Origin of the sequence: Novosphingobium sp. ST904 (assembly GCF_001298105.1) — a bacterium.
GTDB lineage: Bacteria > Pseudomonadota > Alphaproteobacteria > Sphingomonadales > Sphingomonadaceae > Novosphingobium.
In genome coordinates, this window is sequence record NZ_LGJH01000131.1 from 39,345 (window position 1) to 60,747 (window position 21,403).

The 21,403-nt window shown below is 60.5% G+C and carries 19 protein-coding genes and 1 pseudogene; 12 read left to right on the top strand and 8 right to left on the bottom strand.

Annotation, left to right across the window (positions count from 1 at the left end; all coding sequences use genetic code 11):
• The first annotated feature begins 208 nt into the window (after positions 1–208).
• The 3 genes from ADT71_RS08445 to ADT71_RS08455 all read left to right on the top strand — a co-directional run bounded on the left by ADT71_RS08445 (position 209) and on the right by ADT71_RS08455 (position 2,264).
• On the top strand, positions 209–544 hold the full coding sequence (locus tag ADT71_RS08445) for a nuclear transport factor 2 family protein (protein ID WP_054436220.1): 336 nt from the start codon (positions 209–211) through the stop codon (positions 542–544).
• Between the two features lie 8 nt (positions 545–552).
• The gene (locus ADT71_RS08450; RefSeq protein WP_054436221.1) at positions 553–1,359 is read left to right on the top strand and encodes an SDR family NAD(P)-dependent oxidoreductase; all 807 of its coding nucleotides are present in this window, start codon (positions 553–555) and stop codon (positions 1,357–1,359) included.
• A 119-nt stretch (positions 1,360–1,478) separates the two neighbouring features.
• A complete protein-coding gene (locus ADT71_RS08455; RefSeq protein ID WP_054436222.1) occupies positions 1,479–2,264 on the top strand; it encodes an enoyl-CoA hydratase/isomerase family protein in 786 nt (261 codons plus the stop codon).
• A 105-nt stretch (positions 2,265–2,369) separates the two neighbouring features.
• On the opposite strand, the gene ADT71_RS08460 is transcribed toward ADT71_RS08455, so the two are convergent.
• Both ADT71_RS08460 and ADT71_RS08465 read right to left on the bottom strand, forming a co-directional pair.
• Complete coding sequence (locus ADT71_RS08460) at positions 2,370–3,770, bottom strand: SRPBCC family protein (RefSeq protein ID WP_054436223.1); 1,401 nt, start codon at positions 3,768–3,770, stop codon at positions 2,370–2,372.
• Between the two features lie 20 nt (positions 3,771–3,790).
• The gene (locus ADT71_RS08465; protein ID WP_231635737.1) at positions 3,791–6,241 is read right to left on the bottom strand and encodes a TonB-dependent receptor; all 2,451 of its coding nucleotides are present in this window, start codon (positions 6,239–6,241) and stop codon (positions 3,791–3,793) included.
• A 158-nt stretch (positions 6,242–6,399) separates the two neighbouring features.
• On the opposite strand from ADT71_RS08465, the gene ADT71_RS08470 reads away from it, so the two are divergent.
• The 3 genes from ADT71_RS08470 (at position 6,400) to ADT71_RS08475 (ending at position 8,584) form a co-directional block, all read left to right on the top strand.
• Positions 6,400–7,086 (top strand): TetR/AcrR family transcriptional regulator, encoded by a 687-nt coding sequence (locus tag ADT71_RS08470; protein ID WP_132470050.1) that lies wholly within the window; start codon positions 6,400–6,402, stop codon positions 7,084–7,086.
• Positions 7,087–7,358: 272 nt separating this feature from the next.
• Positions 7,359–7,547 carry a CoA transferase gene (locus ADT71_RS35550; RefSeq protein ID WP_369818205.1) on the top strand — a complete coding sequence of 63 codons (189 nt, stop codon included), beginning with the start codon at positions 7,359–7,361 and terminating at the stop codon, positions 7,545–7,547.
• Positions 7,547–8,584, top strand: a complete 1,038-nt coding sequence (locus ADT71_RS08475; RefSeq protein WP_369818206.1) for a CaiB/BaiF CoA transferase family protein — start codon at positions 7,547–7,549, stop codon at positions 8,582–8,584. Before ADT71_RS35550 ends, ADT71_RS08475 begins: the two co-directional genes overlap by 1 nt.
• 132 nt (positions 8,585–8,716) lie before the next feature.
• Here the strand turns inward: ADT71_RS08475 and ADT71_RS08480 are convergent, their stop codons facing one another.
• The 3 genes from ADT71_RS08480 to ADT71_RS35555 all read right to left on the bottom strand — a co-directional run bounded on the left by ADT71_RS08480 (position 8,717) and on the right by ADT71_RS35555 (position 14,043).
• Positions 8,717–10,117, bottom strand: coding sequence for a nucleotidyltransferase domain-containing protein (locus ADT71_RS08480; RefSeq protein ID WP_054436226.1), 1,401 nt, complete (start codon positions 10,115–10,117; stop codon positions 8,717–8,719).
• A 120-nt stretch (positions 10,118–10,237) separates the two neighbouring features.
• Positions 10,238–13,603, bottom strand: coding sequence for an error-prone DNA polymerase (locus tag ADT71_RS08485; protein WP_054436227.1), 3,366 nt, complete (start codon positions 13,601–13,603; stop codon positions 10,238–10,240).
• A complete protein-coding gene (locus ADT71_RS35555) occupies positions 13,600–14,043 on the bottom strand; it encodes a DUF6504 family protein (protein WP_054436228.1) in 444 nt (147 codons plus the stop codon). The genes ADT71_RS08485 and ADT71_RS35555 overlap by 4 nt, the downstream gene beginning before the upstream one ends.
• Between ADT71_RS35555 and ADT71_RS33335 the strand changes: the two genes are divergently transcribed.
• The gene (locus ADT71_RS33335; protein WP_369818207.1) at positions 14,029–14,193 is read left to right on the top strand and encodes a DUF3363 domain-containing protein; all 165 of its coding nucleotides are present in this window, start codon (positions 14,029–14,031) and stop codon (positions 14,191–14,193) included. The genes ADT71_RS35555 and ADT71_RS33335 overlap by 15 nt on opposite strands.
• A gap of 188 nt (positions 14,194–14,381) precedes the next feature.
• Complete coding sequence (locus ADT71_RS35560; protein ID WP_369818210.1) at positions 14,382–14,462, top strand: lipoprotein; 81 nt, start codon at positions 14,382–14,384, stop codon at positions 14,460–14,462.
• Between the two features lie 255 nt (positions 14,463–14,717).
• Here the strand turns inward: ADT71_RS35560 and ADT71_RS30205 are convergent, their stop codons facing one another.
• The 3 genes from ADT71_RS30205 to ADT71_RS08500 are packed head-to-tail and all read right to left on the bottom strand — an operon-like array spanning position 14,718 to position 17,162.
• The gene (locus ADT71_RS30205) at positions 14,718–15,794 is read right to left on the bottom strand and encodes an MBL fold metallo-hydrolase (protein ID WP_165913353.1); all 1,077 of its coding nucleotides are present in this window, start codon (positions 15,792–15,794) and stop codon (positions 14,718–14,720) included.
• A gap of 7 nt (positions 15,795–15,801) precedes the next feature.
• Positions 15,802–16,389, bottom strand: a complete 588-nt coding sequence (locus ADT71_RS31240; protein ID WP_132470054.1) for a hypothetical protein — start codon at positions 16,387–16,389, stop codon at positions 15,802–15,804.
• The gene (locus tag ADT71_RS08500; RefSeq protein WP_054436230.1) at positions 16,386–17,162 is read right to left on the bottom strand and encodes a hypothetical protein; all 777 of its coding nucleotides are present in this window, start codon (positions 17,160–17,162) and stop codon (positions 16,386–16,388) included. The genes ADT71_RS31240 and ADT71_RS08500 overlap by 4 nt, the downstream gene beginning before the upstream one ends.
• Positions 17,163–17,479: 317 nt before the next feature.
• Here ADT71_RS08500 and ADT71_RS08505 point away from each other — a divergent pair, with 317 nt between their 5' ends.
• The 4 genes and pseudogenes from ADT71_RS08505 to ADT71_RS08520 form a co-directional block, all read left to right on the top strand.
• Positions 17,480–18,427, top strand: coding sequence for a HEPN domain-containing protein (locus tag ADT71_RS08505; protein WP_054436231.1), 948 nt, complete (start codon positions 17,480–17,482; stop codon positions 18,425–18,427).
• A gap of 116 nt (positions 18,428–18,543) precedes the next feature.
• Positions 18,544–20,568, top strand: a complete 2,025-nt coding sequence (locus ADT71_RS08510) for a conjugal transfer protein TraG (protein ID WP_054436232.1) — start codon at positions 18,544–18,546, stop codon at positions 20,566–20,568.
• Between the two features lie 8 nt (positions 20,569–20,576).
• On the top strand, positions 20,577–20,978 hold the full coding sequence (locus tag ADT71_RS08515; RefSeq protein WP_054436233.1) for a hypothetical protein: 402 nt from the start codon (positions 20,577–20,579) through the stop codon (positions 20,976–20,978).
• Positions 20,975–21,304 (top strand): annotated as a pseudogene (locus ADT71_RS08520) (P-type conjugative transfer ATPase TrbB); the annotation flags it as partial. The gene ADT71_RS08515 and the pseudogene ADT71_RS08520, both read left to right, overlap by 4 nt.
• Positions 21,305–21,403: the final 99 nt, after the last annotated feature.

Sequence of the window (21,403 nt, forward strand, 5' to 3'; positions counted from 1 at the left end):
CTAGCCTGCCACTCTGCGCCAAACATTCGTCGTTTTGACGGGCAGCCCGGGCGCTCGGGCAAATCCGGACGGTTCGGTTTTGCCGTCTGGCCAAAAGTTTCGCCATCTCGCCTTCAAATCGTCAAGTGCGCCGCTGCTCGTAGCGCCGGAGTGATGCCGATGGCAGGCGGCAGGTAACGCTGCAACAGCCAGCCTGGAGAGACATTTCATGAGACTTACCGCGCTAGCCGACCGATATTTCGAGATCATTCGCGATCGCGATATCGATCGGCTCGTTTCCCTCTATGCCGACGATGCCGTCCTCACCCTCCCAAACGGAACGAAGTTCGAAGGAATCGCGGCTATCGTTGCTTTCCAAAGGGACGTCTTCGAGCGCGGCGCGCCCTATCCTACACCGGTTTCATGCATTGCGGGCGAGAGTGAGATAGCCGTCGAAGTCAGCGCTCGGCTCCCGGACGGTTCGGTCCGCAGCACTGCGAACTTCTTCTACACGAACGAGGACGGGCGAATTTCGCGCCTTTCCATCTATGGCCAGGGGAGCTGAGGGCAACGATGACCAATATCGAAAACATCCTCGATCTCCAGGGACAGAACGCATTTGTTACGGGAGCGGGGCAGGGCGCGGGCAGAGGCATCGCCCTGATGCTCGCGCATCACAATGCAGGCGGCGTGGCCGTCAACGACTATGTCACGGAGCGAGCGGAAGCCGTTGCGGCGGAAATCGAGGCTGCCGGTTTCAAGGCAGTCGCGGTGCAGGCCGATGTCGGCGATTATGCATCGGTCAAAGCAGCGCATCACAAAGCAAGCTCGGCACTTGGACCGATTACACTCCTCGTCAATAACGCCGGAAACGCGGGGCCCGACGCACAGATGCGGCACTCTCCGCTGTTTTGGGAAACAGACCCGTCCGATTGGCCGCGCTATTTCAGGACCAACCTGGACGGCGTTATGAACTGTTGCCACGTCGCGCTTCCGGGGATGGTTAAGGAGAAGCGCGGGCGAATTGTGACGGTAGTATCGGATTCCGGCCGCGTGGGAGAAGCGCGTCTGGCTGCCTATGCAGCCGCGAAAGCAGGTGCGGCAGGCTTTGTCCGGTCGTTAGCAAAGGAAGCCGGGCGTTTCGGGATCACCTCCAACGCCATATCCCTTTCCACACTTGAACCGCCCATGCCTGCTGAGGACCTGGAAGCATTCCTGGCGAGCGATCGCACCAAGGCCCAGTTGGCCCAGTACACGATCCGTCGTTTCGGAAAAGCGGACGATGTCGCCGCCATGGCTCTGTTCCTTTGTTCCGAAGCGGCGAGCTGGATCACCGGACAGACCTATCCCGTGAATGGCGGATACAGCTTTGCCGTTTGAACGGCATGGCTGGCAAATTCGCCGGCCAATGGATTTGGCAGCGGCGGATGTGGCGTGGGCGATAGGGCACGGCTTGGCATGCGCCGACGCCTTCGCAACCGAGTTGAGAGAGGGTTTTCATGGATAGCTGGAATCTTGGGACGGGTGGCCTTCGGATAGAGCGAGAGGGTCCCCTTGCCTGGTGCATTATCGATCGCCCCGAAGCACGCAACGCGATGACGCCGGCGATGTACCTTGGCCTCAAGCGGGCCGTCCGCCTGGTCAATGCCGACAACGATGCGCGAGCGCTCATTATCACCGGCACCGGCGACGTTTTTGCGCCAGGCGGTGACCTGGGCGGTCGAAAGGTCGAAGGCGATGAACCCGTACCATCAGGTCTGACCTACGAGACGTTGCCCTTTATCGCGATCCGCGAAAGCACCGCTCCGATCATCTCGGCAGTAAACGGGATATGCCAGGCTGGCGGCCTCCTGACCGCCATGATGTCGGATATCGCGGTCGTCAGCGAGCGCGCGACATTTCGCGTACCGGAACTCCTGAGGGGGCTGATCGATGCGACATACGCAGCCACGCTACCCTTACACGTCGGCATGGCAGTCGCCCGAGATCTCCTGCTCAGCGCCAGGACCATTGATGCCGAGGAGGCGCTGCGCATCGGCCTGATTTCACGCGTGGTGCCGCACGAGCGGCTGCATGACGAGGCCCGCAAGGCCGCCAAGGAAATTCTGCGGACTGCGCCGGAAGCCCGGATGCATACTAAACGGCTGCTCAACGAGCATTACCGGCCGATCGATTATCAGACGATGTTCTGGTCGTTGCAGAACTCGCAGGAACCTCGTGAAGGCATGCGCGCTTTTCTCGAAAAGCGGCCGCCGAACTGGGTCCCGGATGGTCTTGATGATTAATCTGTCGGGCCATTACCAGGAATGATGGGGCGGCGGTGGAGGGGGCTGTCCTGTTCCTTCCGCCGCCGGCCAGCTCGGGGAGGCTAGCCCCCCCGTTTTGTCTGCCTAGTTCAGCCGGTGGGGGGCAGCGCGCTTCATGTAATGCGCCAGATTGCGATGAAAGTTCGTGACTTTCCGTTCCTGGTGCGGGTTGGGCAAGGTTCCGCGAAATCCTCGGGATTTCATCCCCTTCTGGACCGCGGCCATGTTGGAAAAATCCTGGGCAAGTACCAGACCCCAGTGCTCTTCGCTCGCGGCCGCCTCCACCCACGATGTCTTGGGCTCCTGGCCTGCCGGAAAGCGCTCGATCGCATAGGCTTCAAAAACGCATTTGTCGGGATCGTTGCCGTATGGCCGCGCCCGGTAGCAAAGTGCGAACGTGATGCCTTGCAGCACGGCCATGTTCGGGAAGATATGCCATGCGAGCCCGGCTTGCCCCATCTGGGCAGGCGTGATTTCCGGCCATTCCACGCCGCGCGCCGCATCGTCAGCCTTCGCCGATGCAAGCCAGTGGGCAATCACCTGATCGGTCGGCGTTCCCTCGGGCAGCTCGTCCACGAGCCGACCGGCCGCCGTCACCAGCGTGGCGGTCGTGCTGGCCTGATTGACCGTCGCGTAGAGTTCCTCCTGGAGTTCGTATGTCGAGACACGTGGATCGATGCCTGATTTTCCTGCCCGTGTGACCGTGCTGCCCTCGCTTATTCGCATATCGGCGTCACGCTGGTCGAACCCGCTTACGCCGTGGAGACCGTGGGCCGCGCTGTAGGAATAGTAATCGCCATGCTCGAGGAGCTGGGTGTGCGTGCCGGCCACGTGATAGGGCTCCATGAACGCCTCGAGTGCAGTCTTCCAGTTGCAGTCGAAGACAACCCATTGACGCCATTTGTAGCGCATCCGTTCAAGCTCGAACTGATCGAGCATGGATGCGGCGGGCTCGAGATAGTCGCGCAGGGACGGGGCTTTGGGGTCCATGCTGACGAACAGCCATCCGCCCCAGGTGTCGACCTTCACTTCGGAAAGCTCGGTCCGTTCGGGATTGTCGAGACAGCCCTTCCAGTCCTGCCTGTCGAGAATGAAGGTATTTCGGCCTTCGAGATCGAAGCTCCAGCCGTGAAAGCCGCAGGTGATCGAGCGGCGGTTACCCGAAGCCGAATGCTCGCCGGCCGGCACGTCGATCAGGCGGCGACCGCGGTGCGGGCAGACGTTGAAGTAGGCGCGGATCGCATCCGGGCCCGTCCGGGCAATGATGATGCTTTCCTCGCCCACTTCGTAGGAGATGAAATCGCCGACCTCGGGTATCTCCTCGACGCGTCCGGCCTGTTGCCAGACCTTTGGCCAGAGCAGATCGTGTTCGGCCTGCGCATAATCGCGTGAGAGAAAGGCCTCAACGCCGTAGGTGAGGGGCTCGGTGAGATCCTCTTCGCTGAGTGAAGGCCGCAAGGCGGCATGGTCTGGGTGATGGGTCATGACATCCTCCTGATTTTCTTTCAGTGGCCGAGCAGCGAACTGCGCAGCGTCAGTTGCAGCAGCACGGAGCGCGGCGAGCCGGGCACACCAAGAAGGTCTGCGGCGGTTGTCACATTGGTCCCGGTGCCAGTTCCGGTGAAGGCGAGGGTGCCGCCGGTCGCGGTATAAAGCTTGTTGGTGAGGTTGCGGCCGATGAGGCTTAGCTCCCAGGCGCGATCGGCACCGCCATAGAGGCCCAGGCTGCCATTCAGCAGCCAGTAGGCGGACTGGACTGCCTTGGGGTTGGCTTCGGTCTGATAGGCGTAGGCGCTGGTGTAGAGGGCATCGAAGGAGACGGTGCCGCTCATGCTGCCGGCTATCTCGTGATCGTAGGTAAAGCCGCTGCTCAGCGCCCATTTAGGCGCGCGGGCGAGACGCTGACCGGTCTGGTCCTGAGCGGTGTAGGGGTTGGCGGCCGTGCCGAAGGTCGAGGGATCGAGGCCCGGATAGCGCGGGTCGAGATTGCAGCCTGCTGCGATCGATTGGCCGCCGTAGCAGCCGCCGATGAAATCGGTGTACTTGGCATCGTTGAAGCTCGCTGCGCCGCGCCATTCGAAGCCCGGCAAGGCGTCGGGCCGCGCAGTTGCGCTGAACTCGATGCCGCGCACGCGCGCGGCGCCCGCATTCTGCACGGTCTGGCTGAACGCGACCGGATCCCAGCGCGAGAGCTGGAGGCCTTTGTACTTGTACCAATAGCCGATGAGATCGAAGCCGATCTGGCGTCCCGCGATGAACCCCTTGATACCGCCTTCGCCGCCGCGCGCGGTCATCTGGTCGAACGACAGGTCACGTGCCGGCAGGCTCGGGAATGCCGGCGAGCGCAGCGGCGTCGGCAAGGTGTTGAAGCCGCCGGAAGTGAAGCCTTCCCGGTACGCGCCGTAAATCGTGAGGTTGGTTGCCGGCTTGTAGGTGAGCGTCACTTCAGGCGAGAAGTCGTGGTAGTTACGACTGGGATTGAGGATCGTGAAGGGCGTCTCATTGACGGTTCCCTTGAGCGACTTGTCCTCCCACGATTGCCGGGCGCCTGCCGCCAGTTCCAGCTGATCGGTGATGTCCACGCGGACCTGGCCGAACATGGAATAGGCGAGGGTCTTCTGGTCGTAGGCGGTCGCCGCAATGAGCGCGGGAGCGGCTGTGAAAGTGTAGAACGCCTGATCGACCGTGAAGCGGGCGTCCTGAACGAAGCCGCCGACAAGGAAGTTCACGGGGCCATCGTAGTTCGAGGCAAGCCGGACTTCCTCGCTGAAGGCTTTCGCAACCAGATCGTTGGAGGCACCGGTTGCCGGATTGTTGACCGAGGTGAAGGAATCGAGCGATTCCTCCTGCAAGCGGTAGTAGCCGGTCACCATGCTGAGCGTCAGGGCATCGGTGAGATCGAGATCGCCGGTCAGCGATCCCAGAAACTGGCGGGATTTCGAGTAAGGGATGCCATCCCCGAACGAGGGATGAAGCGCAGCGACGCTGGCGGGCAGCGCGACATCGGTGAAGTACCGATCGAGCTTGCAGTCGGTAGTCACGCCAAGGCCGATCTGCGCGGCACCATAAGGGCAATAGACAGGCTGGCCGGCGGCGGCCGGGCCGATGCCATCCCGGTCCCGCTTGCCGTAGTTCACCTTGACTTTGAGGTGAAGGCGATCATCGGAGGAGCGGAAAGTGAGGGTGCCGCGAAGGAATAATTCCTCGGCATTGTTGCTGCTTGCAGCGGCGCCCGGTGTGCGGCCGGCGACAGGCACGCCGATATTGCGGAACCACCCGTCTTCCTTCGAATAATAGGCAACGACGCGGGCACCGATCTGATCGGTGAGGGGGCCGGAAACGATCCCTTCCACGAAACGCTGATCGGCCTCGAACTCATAGCCGGTGCGGAGGCGCGCCTCGAAGCTCTGGCCGGGATCTGCCGAGATCAGCGAGATGATCCCTCCAGGGCTGTTCTTGCCGTAGAACAGCGCCTGCGGGCCTTTGAGGACTTCGACGCGCTGGAGATCGTATTGGCCGAGGCGCACGGCATTGCCATAGCTGATCGGGATACCGTCCAGATTGAGGGTCACGGCCTGCTCGGTGGAGGGATTGGCGATGCCCGCGCCGATCCCGCGCAGATTGATAGATCCGCCTGTCTGGTTGGTGGATTCGCCGATGATCAGCTGCGGTATGCGTTCGCTGATCGCGGTGAGCGAGTTCGTCGCATAGCGCTGCAGGGACTCTCCCGAGAGCGCTGAGATCGCCACCGGCACATCCATGGCGCGTTCGTCGCGCTTGCGTGCCGTGACGATGATTTCGCCCGGTGCCGCTTCCAGATGCTGGGTTTGCGCGACTTGTTTGTCTTGTGGAGCCTGAGCCTGCGCAGGTGCGCCCTCGCTCTCCTGGGCATAGCCGGTCTGCGCGATCAAACTTCCCGCAGCTGCAGCAAGCAGCATCGCCTTCCTGTGCGCCATGTTCCTCATCCTCCTCCGGGACCTTCGCGCTTTTGCGCGGAGCTTTCTTGGGGGCGGTGGGATCCAGCGATGACGCTCGAGTCGTCCGCCGCCTGGAAGGAAGCGTATCATGAAAAGAATGAATGACCATTCTTTAAAAATGAAGTAAAGGAGTATGCGTGATCGAGCCCCTTGGCAGGACTTTGAATTCGGATATCACGCAAGGATCAAGCGCCCTTCGTTCAAGAACGTCGGGCCGGAAATGTCGGGAAAATATGGTTCGTCACGCAGAAGCTCTGGCTCGCCAACAGGAACGGACGGAGCAGCGCCGCGACCAGGTGCTCGATGCGGCGGAGCAATGCTTCAGGGGAGAGGGCTTCCACGGCGCCAGCATGGTGCGGATCGCGCAGGTTGCCGGCATGAGCCCGGGCCACATTTACCGCTATTTCGAGAGCAAGGATGCCATCATCATCGCCTTGTGCGAGCGAAGGTTCTCTGGCTTCGAACAACTCCTGGCCGGCGTCGAGGCGGGCGCTACGGCGATCGACGACTGGATCTCGCAATTCTCCTGGTGGATCGACCCGATCCGGGCGCCGCTTACCCTTGAGATCATGTCCGAGGCCGGGCGCAATTCCCGGGTGTCGGATGTGGTGGTCGGGATCGACCGCCGGTTTCGAGACATCATGCGCCGCAGTCTCCTGCCGCTGTCAGGTGTCATTCCCAAGGATGAGGTCGAGGACAGGCTGGAGGCACTCATCATGTTGGCCCATGGCATGACCAGTCGGATTACCGCAGATCCCGGAGCGAGTCCCGAGCGTTTGATGGCAGCGTTTCGCCTCGCCGTTCATGGGCTCATGGATCGCTGACGGCTGTTTTAAACAAACGCCGGAGGCGACTCCCCCACCTCTGCCGAGGGCGTCGCAAGTACTCGATCGCAGCCGAAATCGTCATGGCGAACCACTATCCGTAGGCCGCGTTAGGCGGTGCCGATACAGCTGTCCACATGTGCACGTCGGTACTTACGGGCCGACGAAATGAGCGCGTGTGTTCGGCAATGCGGCCTATGTGCGATCCCCCAAACGCTTTGCATTGGCAGTGTTTCCCGAGCCCGCGACTGTGACGGAGAGGATACCGGAAAATGACGAAGGTGATGCAGGGAATTCGCGTCCTGGAAGTGGCTCAGCATACGTTCGTTCCCTCGGCGGGCGGAATTCTTGCCGATTGGGGTGCTGACGTCGTCAAGATCGAGCACCCTGTGCGCGGCGATGCGATGCGAGGGATCGTCAATCTCGCGGACAGAGAGTTGATCCTCGACGCAACACGCTGATGGAGCATCCCAACCGTGGCAAGCGAAGCGTCGGCATCGATATCTCGACCGCCGAGGGGCAGGAACTCATCTATCGGATCGCGGCAACCGCCGACGTATTCCTCACCAATTACCTCCCGCAGCATCGACGCAAGCTCAACATCGATGTCGAGCACATTCGGGCCGCCAATCACAAAATAATCTATGCGCGCGGCAGCGCTTACGGGGACAAGGGGCCGGAGAGGGAAGTCGGCGGTTTCGATGGCACGGCCTTCTGGGCGCGCAGCGGCGTCGGCTATTCGATGAGCCCTGACGGCCTGGACGGACCGCTGTCGCAGGGCATCCCGGCATTCGGGGACTCGTCAGGCGGTATGAACATCGCCGGCGGTATTTCTGCGGCGCTCTTTCATCGAGACCGAACTGGAGAAGCGCTGGAGGTCGACGTGTCACTGATCAGCACGGCCTGGTGGGCCGCCGGTGCAGCAGTCGACCAGTTCATCGAGCACAATGAGGTGATGCGGGTTCCCATGCCGGCGTCAGGCGGAAAGGCCGGCAATCCCTTCATGGGCAACTTCCGCACGTCGGATGGCGGTACCATCAACCTTTGCACGCTTACGCCAGGCCCTCATATTCGCAGCATGTTCGAGCACGTTGGGGCGCCAGAGGCCGCCGACGACCCTCGTTTTGCCGATGTTCAAGGTCTGATGGAGAACTGGAAAGAGGCGAGCGACATTCTCACGCGCAAATTCGCCGAGCGGCCCTTCCAATACTGGCGTCAGCACCTCAAGACCTTCACGGGCCAATGGGCACCGTTCCAAAGCCTCCTCGACCTGGCAAACGACGAGCAGGCGCTGGCCAATGACATGCTCATCGAGGTGGAGGCAGCCGATGGCGGTGCGCCGCTGAAACTGGTTCGCGGGCCGGTCCAGTTCAATCACCAGCCCGTTGAGACCACGCGCGCGCCTCAGGCTTCGGAGCATACGGAGATGTTCCTGATGGAACTGGGCGTCGAATGGGATGAGATCGAGGCGCTCAAAGCGCAAGGGGCGATTGCCTAAAGCATGTCGCCGCCGCGTCGCGCTGTCGGTAGCGCGACACGGTGGCTGCCTCGTCCTGCAAGCGGTTGGTTCTCCGGCTCTGCCCCATCCGGCAGCTGCGTGCCGCATACCCGTGCCGGAACTCAGGCAATGCTAGAAAGGGGCATTGGCCGGTTCATCGTCCGCTGCCGAATGGCCCTGATTGGTGACCAGTCGTACGCGCGAATTCCAACCATCGGGTTCGATCGCGACGGCTCGCGCTGCCAGCTTGTCTTCGATGAAATCGATGATCAGGCACCCGATGTCCGGGTGGGAGCCGTCATCGGTGATCTGGATGGAAACCTGAGGATTGAGTCCCATTTCCTGAGCGCGCCTGATCATTCTCTCGCAGTCCGCGGCCAGGATCACGGAAATGGAACTGACGATCGCAAGCGTGTGTTCGAACGCAATCCGCTTGCGACCTCGGCTTATTTCGAGGTCCGCCAAGTTTGCGCAAAGCGTCCAGTGATCCTCATCTGTCGTTTCGATCGTTCGTTCCAGGACCACGCTGATGCCGGACTGCGCAGTAGCGTCCACCAGAAGCAGCCGCCTACGACCGTCGAGACCGGGTCGCTTCAAGCGCTTGGGCGTCCAGGGGAACGAGGTCAGAATGTCCCCGTCCACGCAGATCCTAAGATTTTGCGGATATTGCCCGAAAGCTTGGTGAGCTTCGTCAGTCCAGCCTCGGAAGAGATCGTAGGGAGAGACGTAACCCATCGTATATCCTGAAATCCATCGGCCATCCATTGGGCGCAAAGGACCAGGCGAAAGATCTGGAAGGCTTGCCGGGGGTTCGAGGTCCTGGTGCCTTCCGGTCGACTCGGGATGGCGGTCAAGCGTCGGATTTTGGACCCGTCCTCCCCGTGTGCGATCGAAGATGAGGCGACATGGAACGGCAAGGGAGGCGAGATCCGAAGTGCCGTCTTGCACTCCTGCGAGCAGGGGATGGCGTGAGCGGCCGTACAATGCATTTCGCCTCAGCCAACTTTCCCGCTCCCAGGGGAATGGGCAATATTGCGGAGCAAAGGGAATTTTTTCGACCTGGCTGCGCGCATGGGATTCTCGCTCCGCATGGTTTTCGGCGAACCTTGGCTTTCGCGAGGTCACCATAGCCAGGTCTATATCGCCGACGGTTTCCTCTTCGCGCAGGACGCTCCCGAACAACCAGATTTCGTCGACGTTGGAGATTTGATTGTCGTCTGCATTCATGAGCATCGCACGCGCCAGTAAGTCGTCGAGAACCGCTTTTGCGCGTTGCAGAGGCGTCCTCGCGGATGCCTTGGCACGAAGAACGACTTCACCAGCTTTGGTGAGCGCCATCGTTTCGGGATCTATCAGACCGCGATCGAGGCATTCTTCAAATACGATTGCACCGTCGCGCCGGTAGGGAAAGATCGTCTTCACATCGATCAGCCGACCAGGATCTCGGGTGCGCATGAACGCCTTCAGCGCATTCGTGAACACGCTGGGTCGATATCCGGCAATGCGCGTGTTGCGGTCGAGGCTAACGCCCAAGGTCAATTCCCATTTATATCGCGATTTCGGTAGGTTACCGTTCCCGGTGGCATAAGTAAGTAGCTCGCTTGCTTCGAGAAGCAATCGGGTTCTTCACGTCGATTGGTTGTTCGGTTGCCTCTACCGGAAATCCCTCGATTTCACCTTGATGCCTTCTGTTGGCTGACCGGGAATAATTCCGGACCCAAGTCTCAGATCGGGGTCGTAAAGGTTCCGGGGACTTCTCCCGAGATGGTGCACTGACGGATCGCGCGGATCGGGTGCCATCGGGCTCCTGACGATATCGGCGCGGCTGACCTGATATACGTGGGAAACATCCTTGCGCTGCCCCACGCTGGCAAGAAGGGGCGAGAGATCTTCGAGGCGCTGGGCAATCACATGGATCACATCGCCTTCTTTCTGGACCTGCCCGCGAACGCCCAGCATCGATGCGCCCAGAACCGTACTTCTGCACTTTTCAAAGAGGTTGGGCCAGACCACCAGATTGGCCACGTCGGTTTCATCCTCCAGCGTAATGAACATGACGCCTTTGGCCGAACCCGGCTTTTGACGCAGCAGAACAAGGCCGGCGAGGTTGATCCAGCGTCCGTCCCGGATCTCGCGCAGAGTCGCACAGGTAATCATTTTGCGGGACGATAGATCGTCCCGGAGGAAAGCAAGCGGGTGGGAGCGCAATGAGAGCCCGGCGGAGCGGTAGTCTTCGACAACCTCCTCGCCATCGCTCATCGCAGGAAGAACGACTTCCGGCTCCACGGCCTCCGGCCTCAGCTTGCCCGCGCGCTCATCAGCGGCCGCAAAGAGAGGCAGTGCTTCGGCGCCGAGACCTTTTACCTCCCATAGCCCCGAACGGCGAGAGAGGCTGAGTGAGCCGAAGCCGCCCGCTTGCCCGATGCGGTCGAGCGCCCGCCCGCTGACGCCTGCGCGGCGCTGGATTTCCTCGACACTGTCGTAGGGCTCCTCGCCTCGAGCGAGTACGATGGCTGCACCATCCTCGTTTCTGAGTTCCTTGGCATACCGAAGGCCCAAGCGGACGGCGAGATAGCGGCCGTCGGTCGGCTCCAAAGAGCAATCCCAGCGGCTATGGTTCACGTCGATCGGACGGATATCGACGCCATGCTTGCGGGCATCGGTCACGATCTGCGCGGGCGCATAGAAACCCATGGGCTGGGCATTGAGTAGCGCTGCGCAGAAGACGTCGGGATGGTGGCACTTCATCCAAGAGGATGCATAGGCGATCAGCGCGAAGGAGGCAGCGTGGCTCTCGGGAAAGCCGTAGCTCCCGAACCCCTCGATCTGCTTGAAAGTCTGTTCGGCGAAATCCCGCTGGTAACCCCGCCCGATCATTCCATTGATGAGCTTGTCGCGGAAATGGGAGACGCCGCCGGTCAGCTTGAAGGTCGCCATCGCCCGGCGCAGCAAGTCGGCTTCGGATGGCGTGAAGCCCGCACACTCGATGGCAACCCGCATGGCCTGCTCCTGGAAGAGCGGGACGCCGAGCGTCTTGTCGAGCACTCGCTTCAGTTCTTCGGTCGGGAAGGTGACGGGCTCCTTGCCCTCGCGCCGACGCAGATAGGGATGGACCATGTCGCCCTGGATCGGGCCGGGGCGCACGATCGCGACCTGGACGACGAGATCGTAGAATTCCTTCGGCTTGATGCGCGGCAGCATCGCCATCTGCGCGCGCGATTCGATCTGGAAGACGCCCAGCGTGTCGGCCTTGCGGATCATCGCGTACGTGGCCGGATCGTCGTGCGGGATCGCCGCCAGGTCCATGGTGATGCCCTTGTCTGCCTCCAGCAGCGAGAAGGCGCGCCGCATGCAGCCCAGCATGCCCAGACCCAGGACATCGACTTTCATGAAGCCGAGGGCATCAATGTCGTCCTTGTCCCATTCGATGATCTGCCGGTTTGCCATGGCCGCCGGTTCGATAGGCACGAGCTCGTCGAGGCGGCCTAGCGTCAGCACGAACCCGCCGGGATGCTGCGAGGTATGCCGCGGGGTGTTGATGAGCAGGCGGGCGAGTTCGAGCGTCAGTGTCAGGCGCCGGTCACCGGTATCGAGATTGAGTTCTTCGGCATGGCGCTCCTCGACGCCCTCCCGGCTCCAGCCCCATACTTGTCCGGCGAGGCTCGCCACGACATCCTGGGTCAGCCCCAGTGCCTTGCCGACCTCGCGCACAGCGCCGCGGGCGCGGAATCGGCTGACGACTGCGGTCAGGGCCGAGCGCTCGCGGCCATAAGTCTCGTAGATCCACTGAATCACCTCTTCGCGCCGTTCGTGCTCGAAATCGACGTCAATGTCGGGTGGCTCGCGCCGCTCTGCTGAAACGAAACGTTCGAACAGCAGCTCGGATTTCACGGGGTCGATCGAGGTGATCCCGAGGACGAAGCAGACTGCCGAGTTCGCTGCGCTCCCTCGTCCTTGGCAGAGGATGCCTTTCGAGCGTGCGAAGGCGACGATCGAATGGACGGTGAGGAAGTACGGGGCATAGGCCAGTTCAACGATCAGCCGAAGTTCGTGGTTGAGCTGGTTACGGACCTTCTCCGTCAGGCCGCCGGGATAGCGCTCAGGCGCCTTGGCCCAGGTCAGGCGCTCCAGTTCCTGCTGCGGCGTGAGCCCGCTTTCGCCGATCTCGTTGGGGTACGTGTAGGTGAGCTGGCCGAGGTCGAAGGTGCAGGCCCGGGCGATCTCGACGCTGCGTGCCACCGGCGCGGTATCGCCGAGATAGCGGGCGAACAGCCGCTCCATTTCTGCCGTGCCCTTGATGTGGCGGTCGGCGAAGCGCTCGCGCCTGCGGCCGAGCGTATCGACCGTGCATTTCTCGCGGATGCAGCTCACCACGTCCTGCAGCATCCGGCGATCGGGCGCGTGATAGAGGACGTCACCGGTCGCGACTGTAGGTATTCCGGCAGCCGCAGCCATCGCGGCAAGATCGCGAAGACGGATGGCGTCGCGCGGCCGCCGCCGGATAGAGAGCGCCATGTAGGAGCGGGGGCCGAACAGGCGGACGAGCCGCGCCAGTGCATCTTCGGTCGCGGCGTCGGCGCGATCAGGAACGAGGATCGCGATCAGTCCCTCGGCCCAATCTCCGAGGTCGCCCCAGTGAAGGTGGCATCCGCCCTTTCCGGCGCGGGCCTTGCCGATGCTGAGGAGACGGCAGAGCCGCGAGTAGGCCTCGCGGTCCGTCGGGTAGACGAGCAGCGAGGTGCCGCAAACGAGATCGAGGCGGCATCCAATGATCGAGCGCACGCCTGAGATCTTTTGGGCATCCCAGGCACGGACAGCGCCTCCCAGCGTATTGCGGTCGGCGATGCCAAGAGCCGGCAGCCCAAGCAATCGGGCGGTGGCAAACAGCTCCTCCGGGCTCGATGCGCCGCGCAGGAATGAGAAATGGGTGGTGACCTGCAGTTCGACATAGCGTGCACCCAGGAGCGGGTCGTCGTCCGCCGCCTCGGCGGTAGCGCTGGGATCGTGCTCCCGGGTCATGCGAAGGCGCCATGGATGAACCAGCGCATCGGGCCAGTGTCCGACCTCTCGCCGTCACCGAGCCGGAAGATCCAGTAGCGTCCGCCTGTGCTCGTCTCGACCTGAAAATAGTCACGCACCGTATATGGCGTATCTGCCTCGTGCCCGCCCTCGCGCCACCATTCGCCGTGCAGACGTTCGGGGCCATCCGCCCGAGCGACGCGGTGGCGCTTGCCGCGCCAGATGAACATGGCAGGCGGATGATCGGGCAGCATAGCCATGACTTCGACAGGCTCGGGCGGAACGATCATCCGGGACGGGCGCGGCAGGTCGTCCTGCCAGCCGGTGCCCGTCGCCCTGGAAAGCGCCGGCACATCCTCAACCTCGCGTTCGGGCATCGTGCTCTCGCGGGGCTGAACGCGGAATATCGTCGGTCCGTCGATCTGGTGAGCGGCAAGCACGCATTGATCGAGCGCAGTCGGGATTTCACGTTGGTTCCCTGGCGGCCGTCGCTGGAAAAGCAGGTCGGAAAGACTGTTTCCGGCTTGATGCGAACGGATGGCATCAATTGGACCATCGGGCGAGGGCGTGGAGGGCCGGGAATTTCATAACGGCCGATCGCTGCGGGGCGTGAGGGAAATTGGCAATTTGCGATCCAACGTCGCGAAGGCCGCAGCGCATCAAGATTCAATATTAAAGGAGATCGGCGATTTGACGTTTCGAATAAAATGAGTTCCAATCCTGATGCGACGAAATCGGCTAGGCTTTTGGCGTGGCTGCCGGCGGACAAGGTCAGGATATGAAGAAGCGTATTTTATTTCTAATCGGCGGTGCTCTTGCGCTCGCTGGCTGCGGTCAGAGTGGCGAGGAATTTCTTTGAACCTGGGTCAGCAGCAAGCAGGCCAAGAGATCCATGACCATTGAGCGAAATGCGGATGCCTTCATCGTTCGTCGTGTAGTGCCAACTTACATTGGCGCTCCCAGGACGTACTCGTATCCTGCGACGGTCGAAAACGGCATGCTTCATATGAACGTTGGTATCGGCGCGATTGATTTCGCGATCGACAAATCTTCGGGTCACCTGGTCGGTGGCGGTGGGGGCTTTGTAAGACAATAAATCTGATTGTTCGGATTTCTAGGCTGCAAGCAAATCTGCTAACGGCGCGGCCCCAACTCCGAAGCATGCGACGGCCCAGTCACCATCGCTATCAGTCGCTCCGCGTAAGCGGACCTGTCCAACATCTGCTATGTCTCGAAATATAACTATATTTTTACTGCGCAGAATCGAATCAACCGTGGACATGCGCTTAAGGGCTTTTCTTGAGATTGGCCTAGAAGCTGCAAAGCCATTGGGAGTAATTCCCATAATGCGCTTGACGTCCTCGTCAGTTGGGAGGCCTTGATTTTTGTTCCAAGGGGTCAGCACCGCGTGGACATCTTGAATACACATGTGGGCCCACATCGGATCGAAATGAGCGTTCTTGGAGCCATGGTGCGGAATTTTAACGAAATCTGCTTGGCCGCGATCATTCCAGGCGTCAGAATGGACGGCGTGCCATCCCGTATGGTCATGCCTGACTTCGAGGTCGGCTCCAAATAGTAGTATTCGGTTTCCCGTATGAATTACCGACGCTACAGATGCATCATTTCTTTCGGGACGGGGTAAGCGGCCGCCAACTGCGGCTATCTGAATCCATCTTTTGATCGAACCCAGGAATTCGGTCATGTCTGCATCAGAAGGTGCAAGCGCTTCAAACTCGTATGGAGCTCCTCCTCCGCCAGCGATCCGTCGCTGAGCTATGCTCCAGCGCGGCGGCTTTCTGCGGTCATCTAGCATCGCTAAGATTTTCCGGAGTTCTTCGACGCCGGATCCGAACTCTTCGGAACCGCCTTCTACGTGATCAACGAATGCAAGAAACTCGTCATTTTGGAGCGTCTGAGGAATTGCGACCGTTGCGTTGACACATCGCTCGACGATTTGCGCTGCGCCAGCAATGTGGTCGTCATGCCAATGCGTCAGTAAGACGGCTTCAACGCAATCTAGATCAACGCCGATATCTTCCAGATAATCTAGTGCGACAGGCGTTTTGGCGTCGCTTAGAAGGCTGTCGATCAGAATCCATTTGCCGTTGCCGACGTGAACGGCAATCGCTTCGCCGCTCCCCCTGCCGAAAACTGAGATCTCGACTTCGTTATTATCAGGTATGGACACTATTTTCTCAGCTTAATGCGTGCACCAATTCGGAGAACTTTTTTCTCTTTGGTTGAAGTGCTGGCATATATCGCCGGAAATAGATCACGTGGTCATTTATACGGTTACCATTTTCTGTAATAGCCAGTCCGATCACCATGCGGAAAATAGCGCCAAGTTTTAGGTGCTCGATTTCGTCTCCGTCTAAAAGCGATAGTGGAATTACCGCTCTTTCTTGTCCTCGCGAGCGATCGGTCAAATCCGCAAGAATGGCTTCGAAAGAGTCAGGAGTTATCGACGAGACATAGCCCTCCCACTCCTGGAGCGTATTCATGCTCTTTTTACCAATAACTTTCCGCTGGAAGGCGCCAGACACAGGCAGTACAACGTCGCCTTCAATGTGAGGCGAAACTGCCTCGGGCTTATTCGGCTTCACGAGGTAGCGATATTTACCGGGTGTGGTGTCGCATCCGTTGATATCGTAACGCTCTTTCTTGCGAGCAGCGATTCGATCGCCCTCGCCCTCGAAGTAGCTATTGCCATTTGGCAGGTCGCCGTCTTCAAAAGTGCCAGCGGATCGTGGGTTCGGTGCTTTTGCTACAGCGAGAGCGCTCATGACTTAACAGCCAATTCGACCAGTTCCGAGACTATTGCTCTTGAACGATCAATCGAAGCTTCAAAATTGTCAACGAATAAGGCGCCAAAATCGGCGCTACTCCGTTCGGGTTGGGCGGTTTCGGCGGCCTCCACCTTCTTCTCGCGCTTAGATTTTTTGTTGCCCTCCCGCGTTTGCAACGGGGCTTGTGTTTCTCTGCGCTCGATTTCGAAAGAGTCGTTAACCTGAATGAATATCCCCGTGTTTTCAGGAATTTTATTCGACGGTTGAAGCGTAACTCGAACGACGCCGGGAAGATCGTCAGGGCGGGGTGCCTGCATCGTTAAATCGATCATGCCGCCCGTCTGATCGGAATAATCATCGGCGAAACTCGCTGCGAACGAACCCCAAGGCTCCAAGGGAGCGATTGTCCGGCCAAAGCGCAGTCGCTTTTTCCAATCAGTGAGGTCAGCATGGACGAAATAATTTATCCCAACGGACTTAACAGGGATGTGCGGCATCTTTTCGATGAAAAGTTGTCCGATTATGTCGACCAACCGAACAAACGGCTCAGCTTCTGCGAACACCTGAAAGCGTTCCTGAACCATCTCAAACTTCATGCCGGGTAAAGCAAACCGGGCCAGATCTCTATGGACAATTTCGATTTCTGCGGCGTCAGCTTCAGAGCGTGAGATTAGCCCTTCGCGCTCCAGCCAATGAGGGGTGAAAATTGCCGGATTGAAGCTTCCGATAAAAACGACGTAGCAGCCCTGTTCCACCACTACTTCGTTCACGAGAATCTCCTCCAGCTTTCGACGCGCGCCATTTCTCGCGGGCGGTTACATGGTGGCTTGCGATCGTCAAGCCAATTCGCAGCCAAGGCTGTTTGAGTTCAGTGCTGCCTTGCCCTGCTAAGGGTGCCTTTGAAATGTCATTTTTCGGTCAACGCCTTGTTGCGATTTTTCCTTAAAGAGGGGTTAGCTCCCAGTCGCTGCGAGCGAAAGCGAACGTTCGACGGAGGGCGCCTGCAATCGAAAATTGGGCGCCGCCCACTTCGAAGGCACGTCTGAGGGCTTGCCAAACGTCCGTAGCAGGACGAGAATCCGGATTGATGCGTAAGGATATAGATCATCTCCCGCCCGTTCAGCAGGCTGAACTCGAGCGGGCAAAGCAAATCCTGATGGCTGAATTCGAGGTCGCGATTTCGCGTGCGACCCAGCCGTGGAAAAAGAACGGCCGCATCCAGAAGATCGTATTGTTCGGGAGCTATGCACGATCGGACTGGGTTGATCAGCCGCTCAATGGATACCAGTCCGATTTCGACTTGCTGATAATCGTGAGTCATCCCAAACTTACGGATATCGCCGAATATTGGCATGTCGCAGACGACAAGATTGACAGGGATCCATCGATTGAGCGTCAGGTGAATTTCATTGTCCACACCATGGATGAGGTAAATCAGAGCCTCAACAGGGGCGAGTATTTCTGGGTCGACATCGCCCGCGATGGGATCGCGTTGTATGAACTGCCGGGCAGCACGTTTGTCACTCCAAAGCCATTAACGCCGGCAGATGGTTACGAAATGGCGGCTCAATATTTTGCTGCCCAATCAAAGTCGGTTCAGCAATGGATCGATTTGGCTGAATTTTCGCTTCAAATGACGCGATCAGATGCTGATTGGGCCCGAAAGACGGCGTTTAATCTCCATCAAGCGGTGGAAACTTGCTACATCTGCTTTCTTCTCGTTCGCACACTCTATTTTCCGAGATCGCATAACATCAAGTTTTTGCGATCGTTCGCTGAGGGCAAAGAGCCCCGCCTGATCAGGGCTTGGCCGCGCGAAACCAAACTTGACCGTCGGCGCTTCGAATTGCTCAAGCGAGCCTACGTCGAGGCCCGGTACTCCACAAGTTACGAGATCAGTGTCGAAAATCTCGAGGCGATTACGGAGCGCGTCCATGCGCTGCGAGGCCTTGTAGACCTGGTCTGCCAAGAGCGACTCGCGCAGCTGCGCGAAAAGGCCCGTCACGATATAGGCGGTAATTCACGCGGGGCGTGACCGGCAATATCCTGCAATATCTAATAAACGCCAATTAGCGCCGTTTAGTTTTTTCCGTTCGTCACGGATTCTTTCTCCACCCGGACCGCAACGGACGACCGGGCTGGAGAAGCCCCGTGACGCCTACCAAACTCCTCGTCGGTCAGATCATCGTCGTCTTCGCGATCATGTTCGCGGGCCTCTGGATTTCGACGCAGTGGGCCGCCGCGATGCTGGGCTACCAGTCCGAGCTCGGCGCGGCACCATTCCACCTGTTTGGCGTGCCTTGCTACCAGCCCTGGGCGCTGTTCGGATGGTGGTATCATTTCGATGCCTATGCGCCCGAAGTCTTCGACAAGGCGGGCATGCTCGCCGGCGCCAGCGGCTTTCTTGGCTGTGGATCGGCTGTTGCGGGTTCACTCTGGCGGGCACGCCAGAAAGGCAGGGGCACCACATATGGTTCCGCGCGCTGGGCCAGCCACGGTGAGGTGGCACGCTCCGGCCTGCTCGGTGACGCGGGCCTCATGCTCGGCAAGCTCGGTCGCGAGTATCTGCGTCATAACGGCCCAGAGCATGTCCTGGCCTTCGCGCCGACACGGTCCGGCAAGGGCGTGGGCTTGGTGGTGCCGACGCTGCTCACATGGATGGGCTCCGCCGTCATCCACGACATCAAGGGCGAAAACTGGACCCTGACCGCCGGATGGCGCGCGCGGTTCTCGCACTGTCTGCTGTTCAATCCCACCGATGCCGCCTCGGCGCACTACAATCCGTTGCTCGAGGTGCGCCGCGGCGCCAACGAGGTCCGCGACGTCCAGAACATCGCCGATATCCTCGTCGATCCAGAGGGCGCGCTCGAACGCCGCAACCACTGGGAAAAGACCAGCCATTCGCTGCTCGTCGGCGCGATCCTCCACATCCTATATGCCGAGGAACAAAAGACGCTTGCCCGCGTCGCCACGTTCCTTTCGGATCCCCAACGCTCGTTTGCCGCTACGCTGCGCGCAATGCTCACCACCAATCACCTCGGTGACGCGCAGGCGCCGCGCGTTCATCCGGTGGTCGCGTCGGCTGCGCGGGAGCTTCTCAACAAGAGCGAGAACGAACGCTCGGGCGTGCTTTCAACGGCCATGTCGTTCCTCGGTCTCTATCGCGATCCGACGATCGCGGAGGTGACCTCGCGCTGCGACTGGCGGATTGCCGATCTGGTCGATGCCGAACTGCCATGTTCGCTCTACCTCGTCATTCCGCCGTCGGACATCAGCCGCACCAAGCCGCTGGTTCGCCTGGTCCTGAACCAGATCGGGCGGCGTCTGACCGAACAGCTCGATGGGCTTGGGGGTGCAGGTCGCAAGCACCAATTGCTGATGATGCTCGACGAATTCCCCGCGCTCGGCCGCCTGGACTTCTTCGAAACCAGCCTCGCATTCATGGCCGGCTACGGGATCCGGGCCTTCCTGATCGCCCAGAGCCTCAACCAGATTGAGAAGGCCTACGGCGAGAACAACTCGATCCTCGACAACTGCCATGTGCGCGTGGCCTTCGCGGCCAACGATGAGCGGACCGCCAAGCGGATTTCCGATGCCTTGGGAACCGCCACCGAGCAGCGTGCCATGCGCAACTATGCCGGACACCGGCTCGCGCCCTGGCTCGCCCACGTCATGGTCAGCCGCCAGGAGACCGCACGCCAGCTTCTGACCCCCGGCGAGGTCATGCAGCTTTCGCCCGACGAGGAACTCGTTTTGCTGGCCGGGATGGCACCGGTGCGGGCACGTAAGCTCCGCTACTTCCGGGACCGCAATTTCGCCGACCGCCGACTTCCTGCCCCATCCGTGGGCAGTAGCCTTTATGCCGATCGTCCGGCGCCGCGCCCCGACGATTGGCAGGGCATCGCCCGGCCGCAAGACGCCAGGCTGGCCGCGCTGATGGCACAGGCTGAAGCCGACGACGAAAGCGGACCGCAACAGCAACGCACGCCGGGGCAGGGCGGCGGGCCGCCGATCGCGCGGGATGAGCCCGACGTCACCGAGCCCCAGCTTGCAAATGACGATGACGGCAACGCAGTCGCCGACAAGCGGGCGATGGAGCAGGCGCAGGCCCTGACGCCGGTCGCACGCGGCTTCGCCTTCGATGAGAGCCAGCACACTCGCGACCTCGGATTGTGAGACAGCCCATGAAAATCCGCCAGAACCTCTACCTCGACCGGGACGTGACCGTGGCGCTTGATCGCCTGGCTGCCGGCACTCGCGGCAACAAGAGCCGCCTCGTCAACGACGCGCTGAAGGCATGGATAGCTCGGCAAGGCTCGAACGAGATCGACGATCTTCTGCGTCTGCGCTTCGACCGTCTCTCGCGGGAAATTACCGGCAGCCGGCGCGATATCGACGTCCTCCTCGAAAGTCTGGCCCTCTTCATCCGCTACCAGCTCTCGGTGACGGCGCCGCTGCCCGAAGCGGACGCGGCTGCCCGCGCGGTCGGCCGGGAGCGCTTCGAAGCCTTCGTGGCCCAGGTCGGCCGCCAGATCGCCACCGGTAAGCGGACCCTGCCAGAGCGGAAGTCGGGAGAAAGTGCATGACCGACACTCCCGATGTCATCTCGGCCGAACGCCGACGCGCAATGCTGCGGACTGCATGGGGCCCGCCATTCGCGCCGCGCTCGAAGATCCGCGCATCATCGAGATCATGGTCAACCCGGACGGGGCGCTCCGCGTCGATGTGGCTGGGGGAAGGGCGGGTCGATACCGATATCCGCTTCGAACCGGCGCAGGTCGAACGCATTGTCCGGCTTGTCGCCTCGCATATCCGCGCGGAGGTCCACGCAGACGCCCCGATCGTATCGGCTGAACTCCCGGCGCACGGCGCTGGTGCTGGCGAACGCTTCGAGGGCCTTCTTCCTCCGGTCTGAAGCGCCCCGGGTTTCCAGGAGGCTCCAACTTGTGAGAAGGAGCATCCGTTATGAGCAAGACAACCAACAAATTTTCACCTGAAGTCCGCGAGCGGG

What these genes read in the sequence shown, in the direction of transcription:
- ADT71_RS35560 (WP_369818210.1), top strand. Translation starts at nt 14,382, where the DNA reads ATGAAGAAGCGTATTTTATTTCTAATCGGCGGTGCTCTTGCGCTCGCT.
- ADT71_RS08465 (WP_231635737.1), bottom strand. Translation starts at nt 6,241, where the DNA reads ATGGCGCACAGGAAGGCGATGCTGCTTGCTGCAGCTGCGGGAAGTTTG.
- ADT71_RS31240 (WP_132470054.1), bottom strand. Translation starts at nt 16,389, where the DNA reads ATGAGCGCTCTCGCTGTAGCAAAAGCACCGAACCCACGATCCGCTGGC.
- ADT71_RS08485 (WP_054436227.1), bottom strand. Translation starts at nt 13,603, where the DNA reads ATGACCCGGGAGCACGATCCCAGCGCTACCGCCGAGGCGGCGGACGAC.
- ADT71_RS08515 (WP_054436233.1), top strand. Translation starts at nt 20,577, where the DNA reads ATGAAAATCCGCCAGAACCTCTACCTCGACCGGGACGTGACCGTGGCG.
- ADT71_RS08460 (WP_054436223.1), bottom strand. Translation starts at nt 3,770, where the DNA reads ATGACCCATCACCCAGACCATGCCGCCTTGCGGCCTTCACTCAGCGAA.
- ADT71_RS08445 (WP_054436220.1), top strand. Translation starts at nt 209, where the DNA reads ATGAGACTTACCGCGCTAGCCGACCGATATTTCGAGATCATTCGCGAT.
- ADT71_RS35550 (WP_369818205.1), top strand. Translation starts at nt 7,359, where the DNA reads ATGACGAAGGTGATGCAGGGAATTCGCGTCCTGGAAGTGGCTCAGCAT.
- ADT71_RS08475 (WP_369818206.1), top strand. Translation starts at nt 7,547, where the DNA reads ATGGAGCATCCCAACCGTGGCAAGCGAAGCGTCGGCATCGATATCTCG.
- ADT71_RS08450 (WP_054436221.1), top strand. Translation starts at nt 553, where the DNA reads ATGACCAATATCGAAAACATCCTCGATCTCCAGGGACAGAACGCATTT.
- ADT71_RS08505 (WP_054436231.1), top strand. Translation starts at nt 17,480, where the DNA reads ATGCGTAAGGATATAGATCATCTCCCGCCCGTTCAGCAGGCTGAACTC.
- ADT71_RS08455 (WP_054436222.1), top strand. Translation starts at nt 1,479, where the DNA reads ATGGATAGCTGGAATCTTGGGACGGGTGGCCTTCGGATAGAGCGAGAG.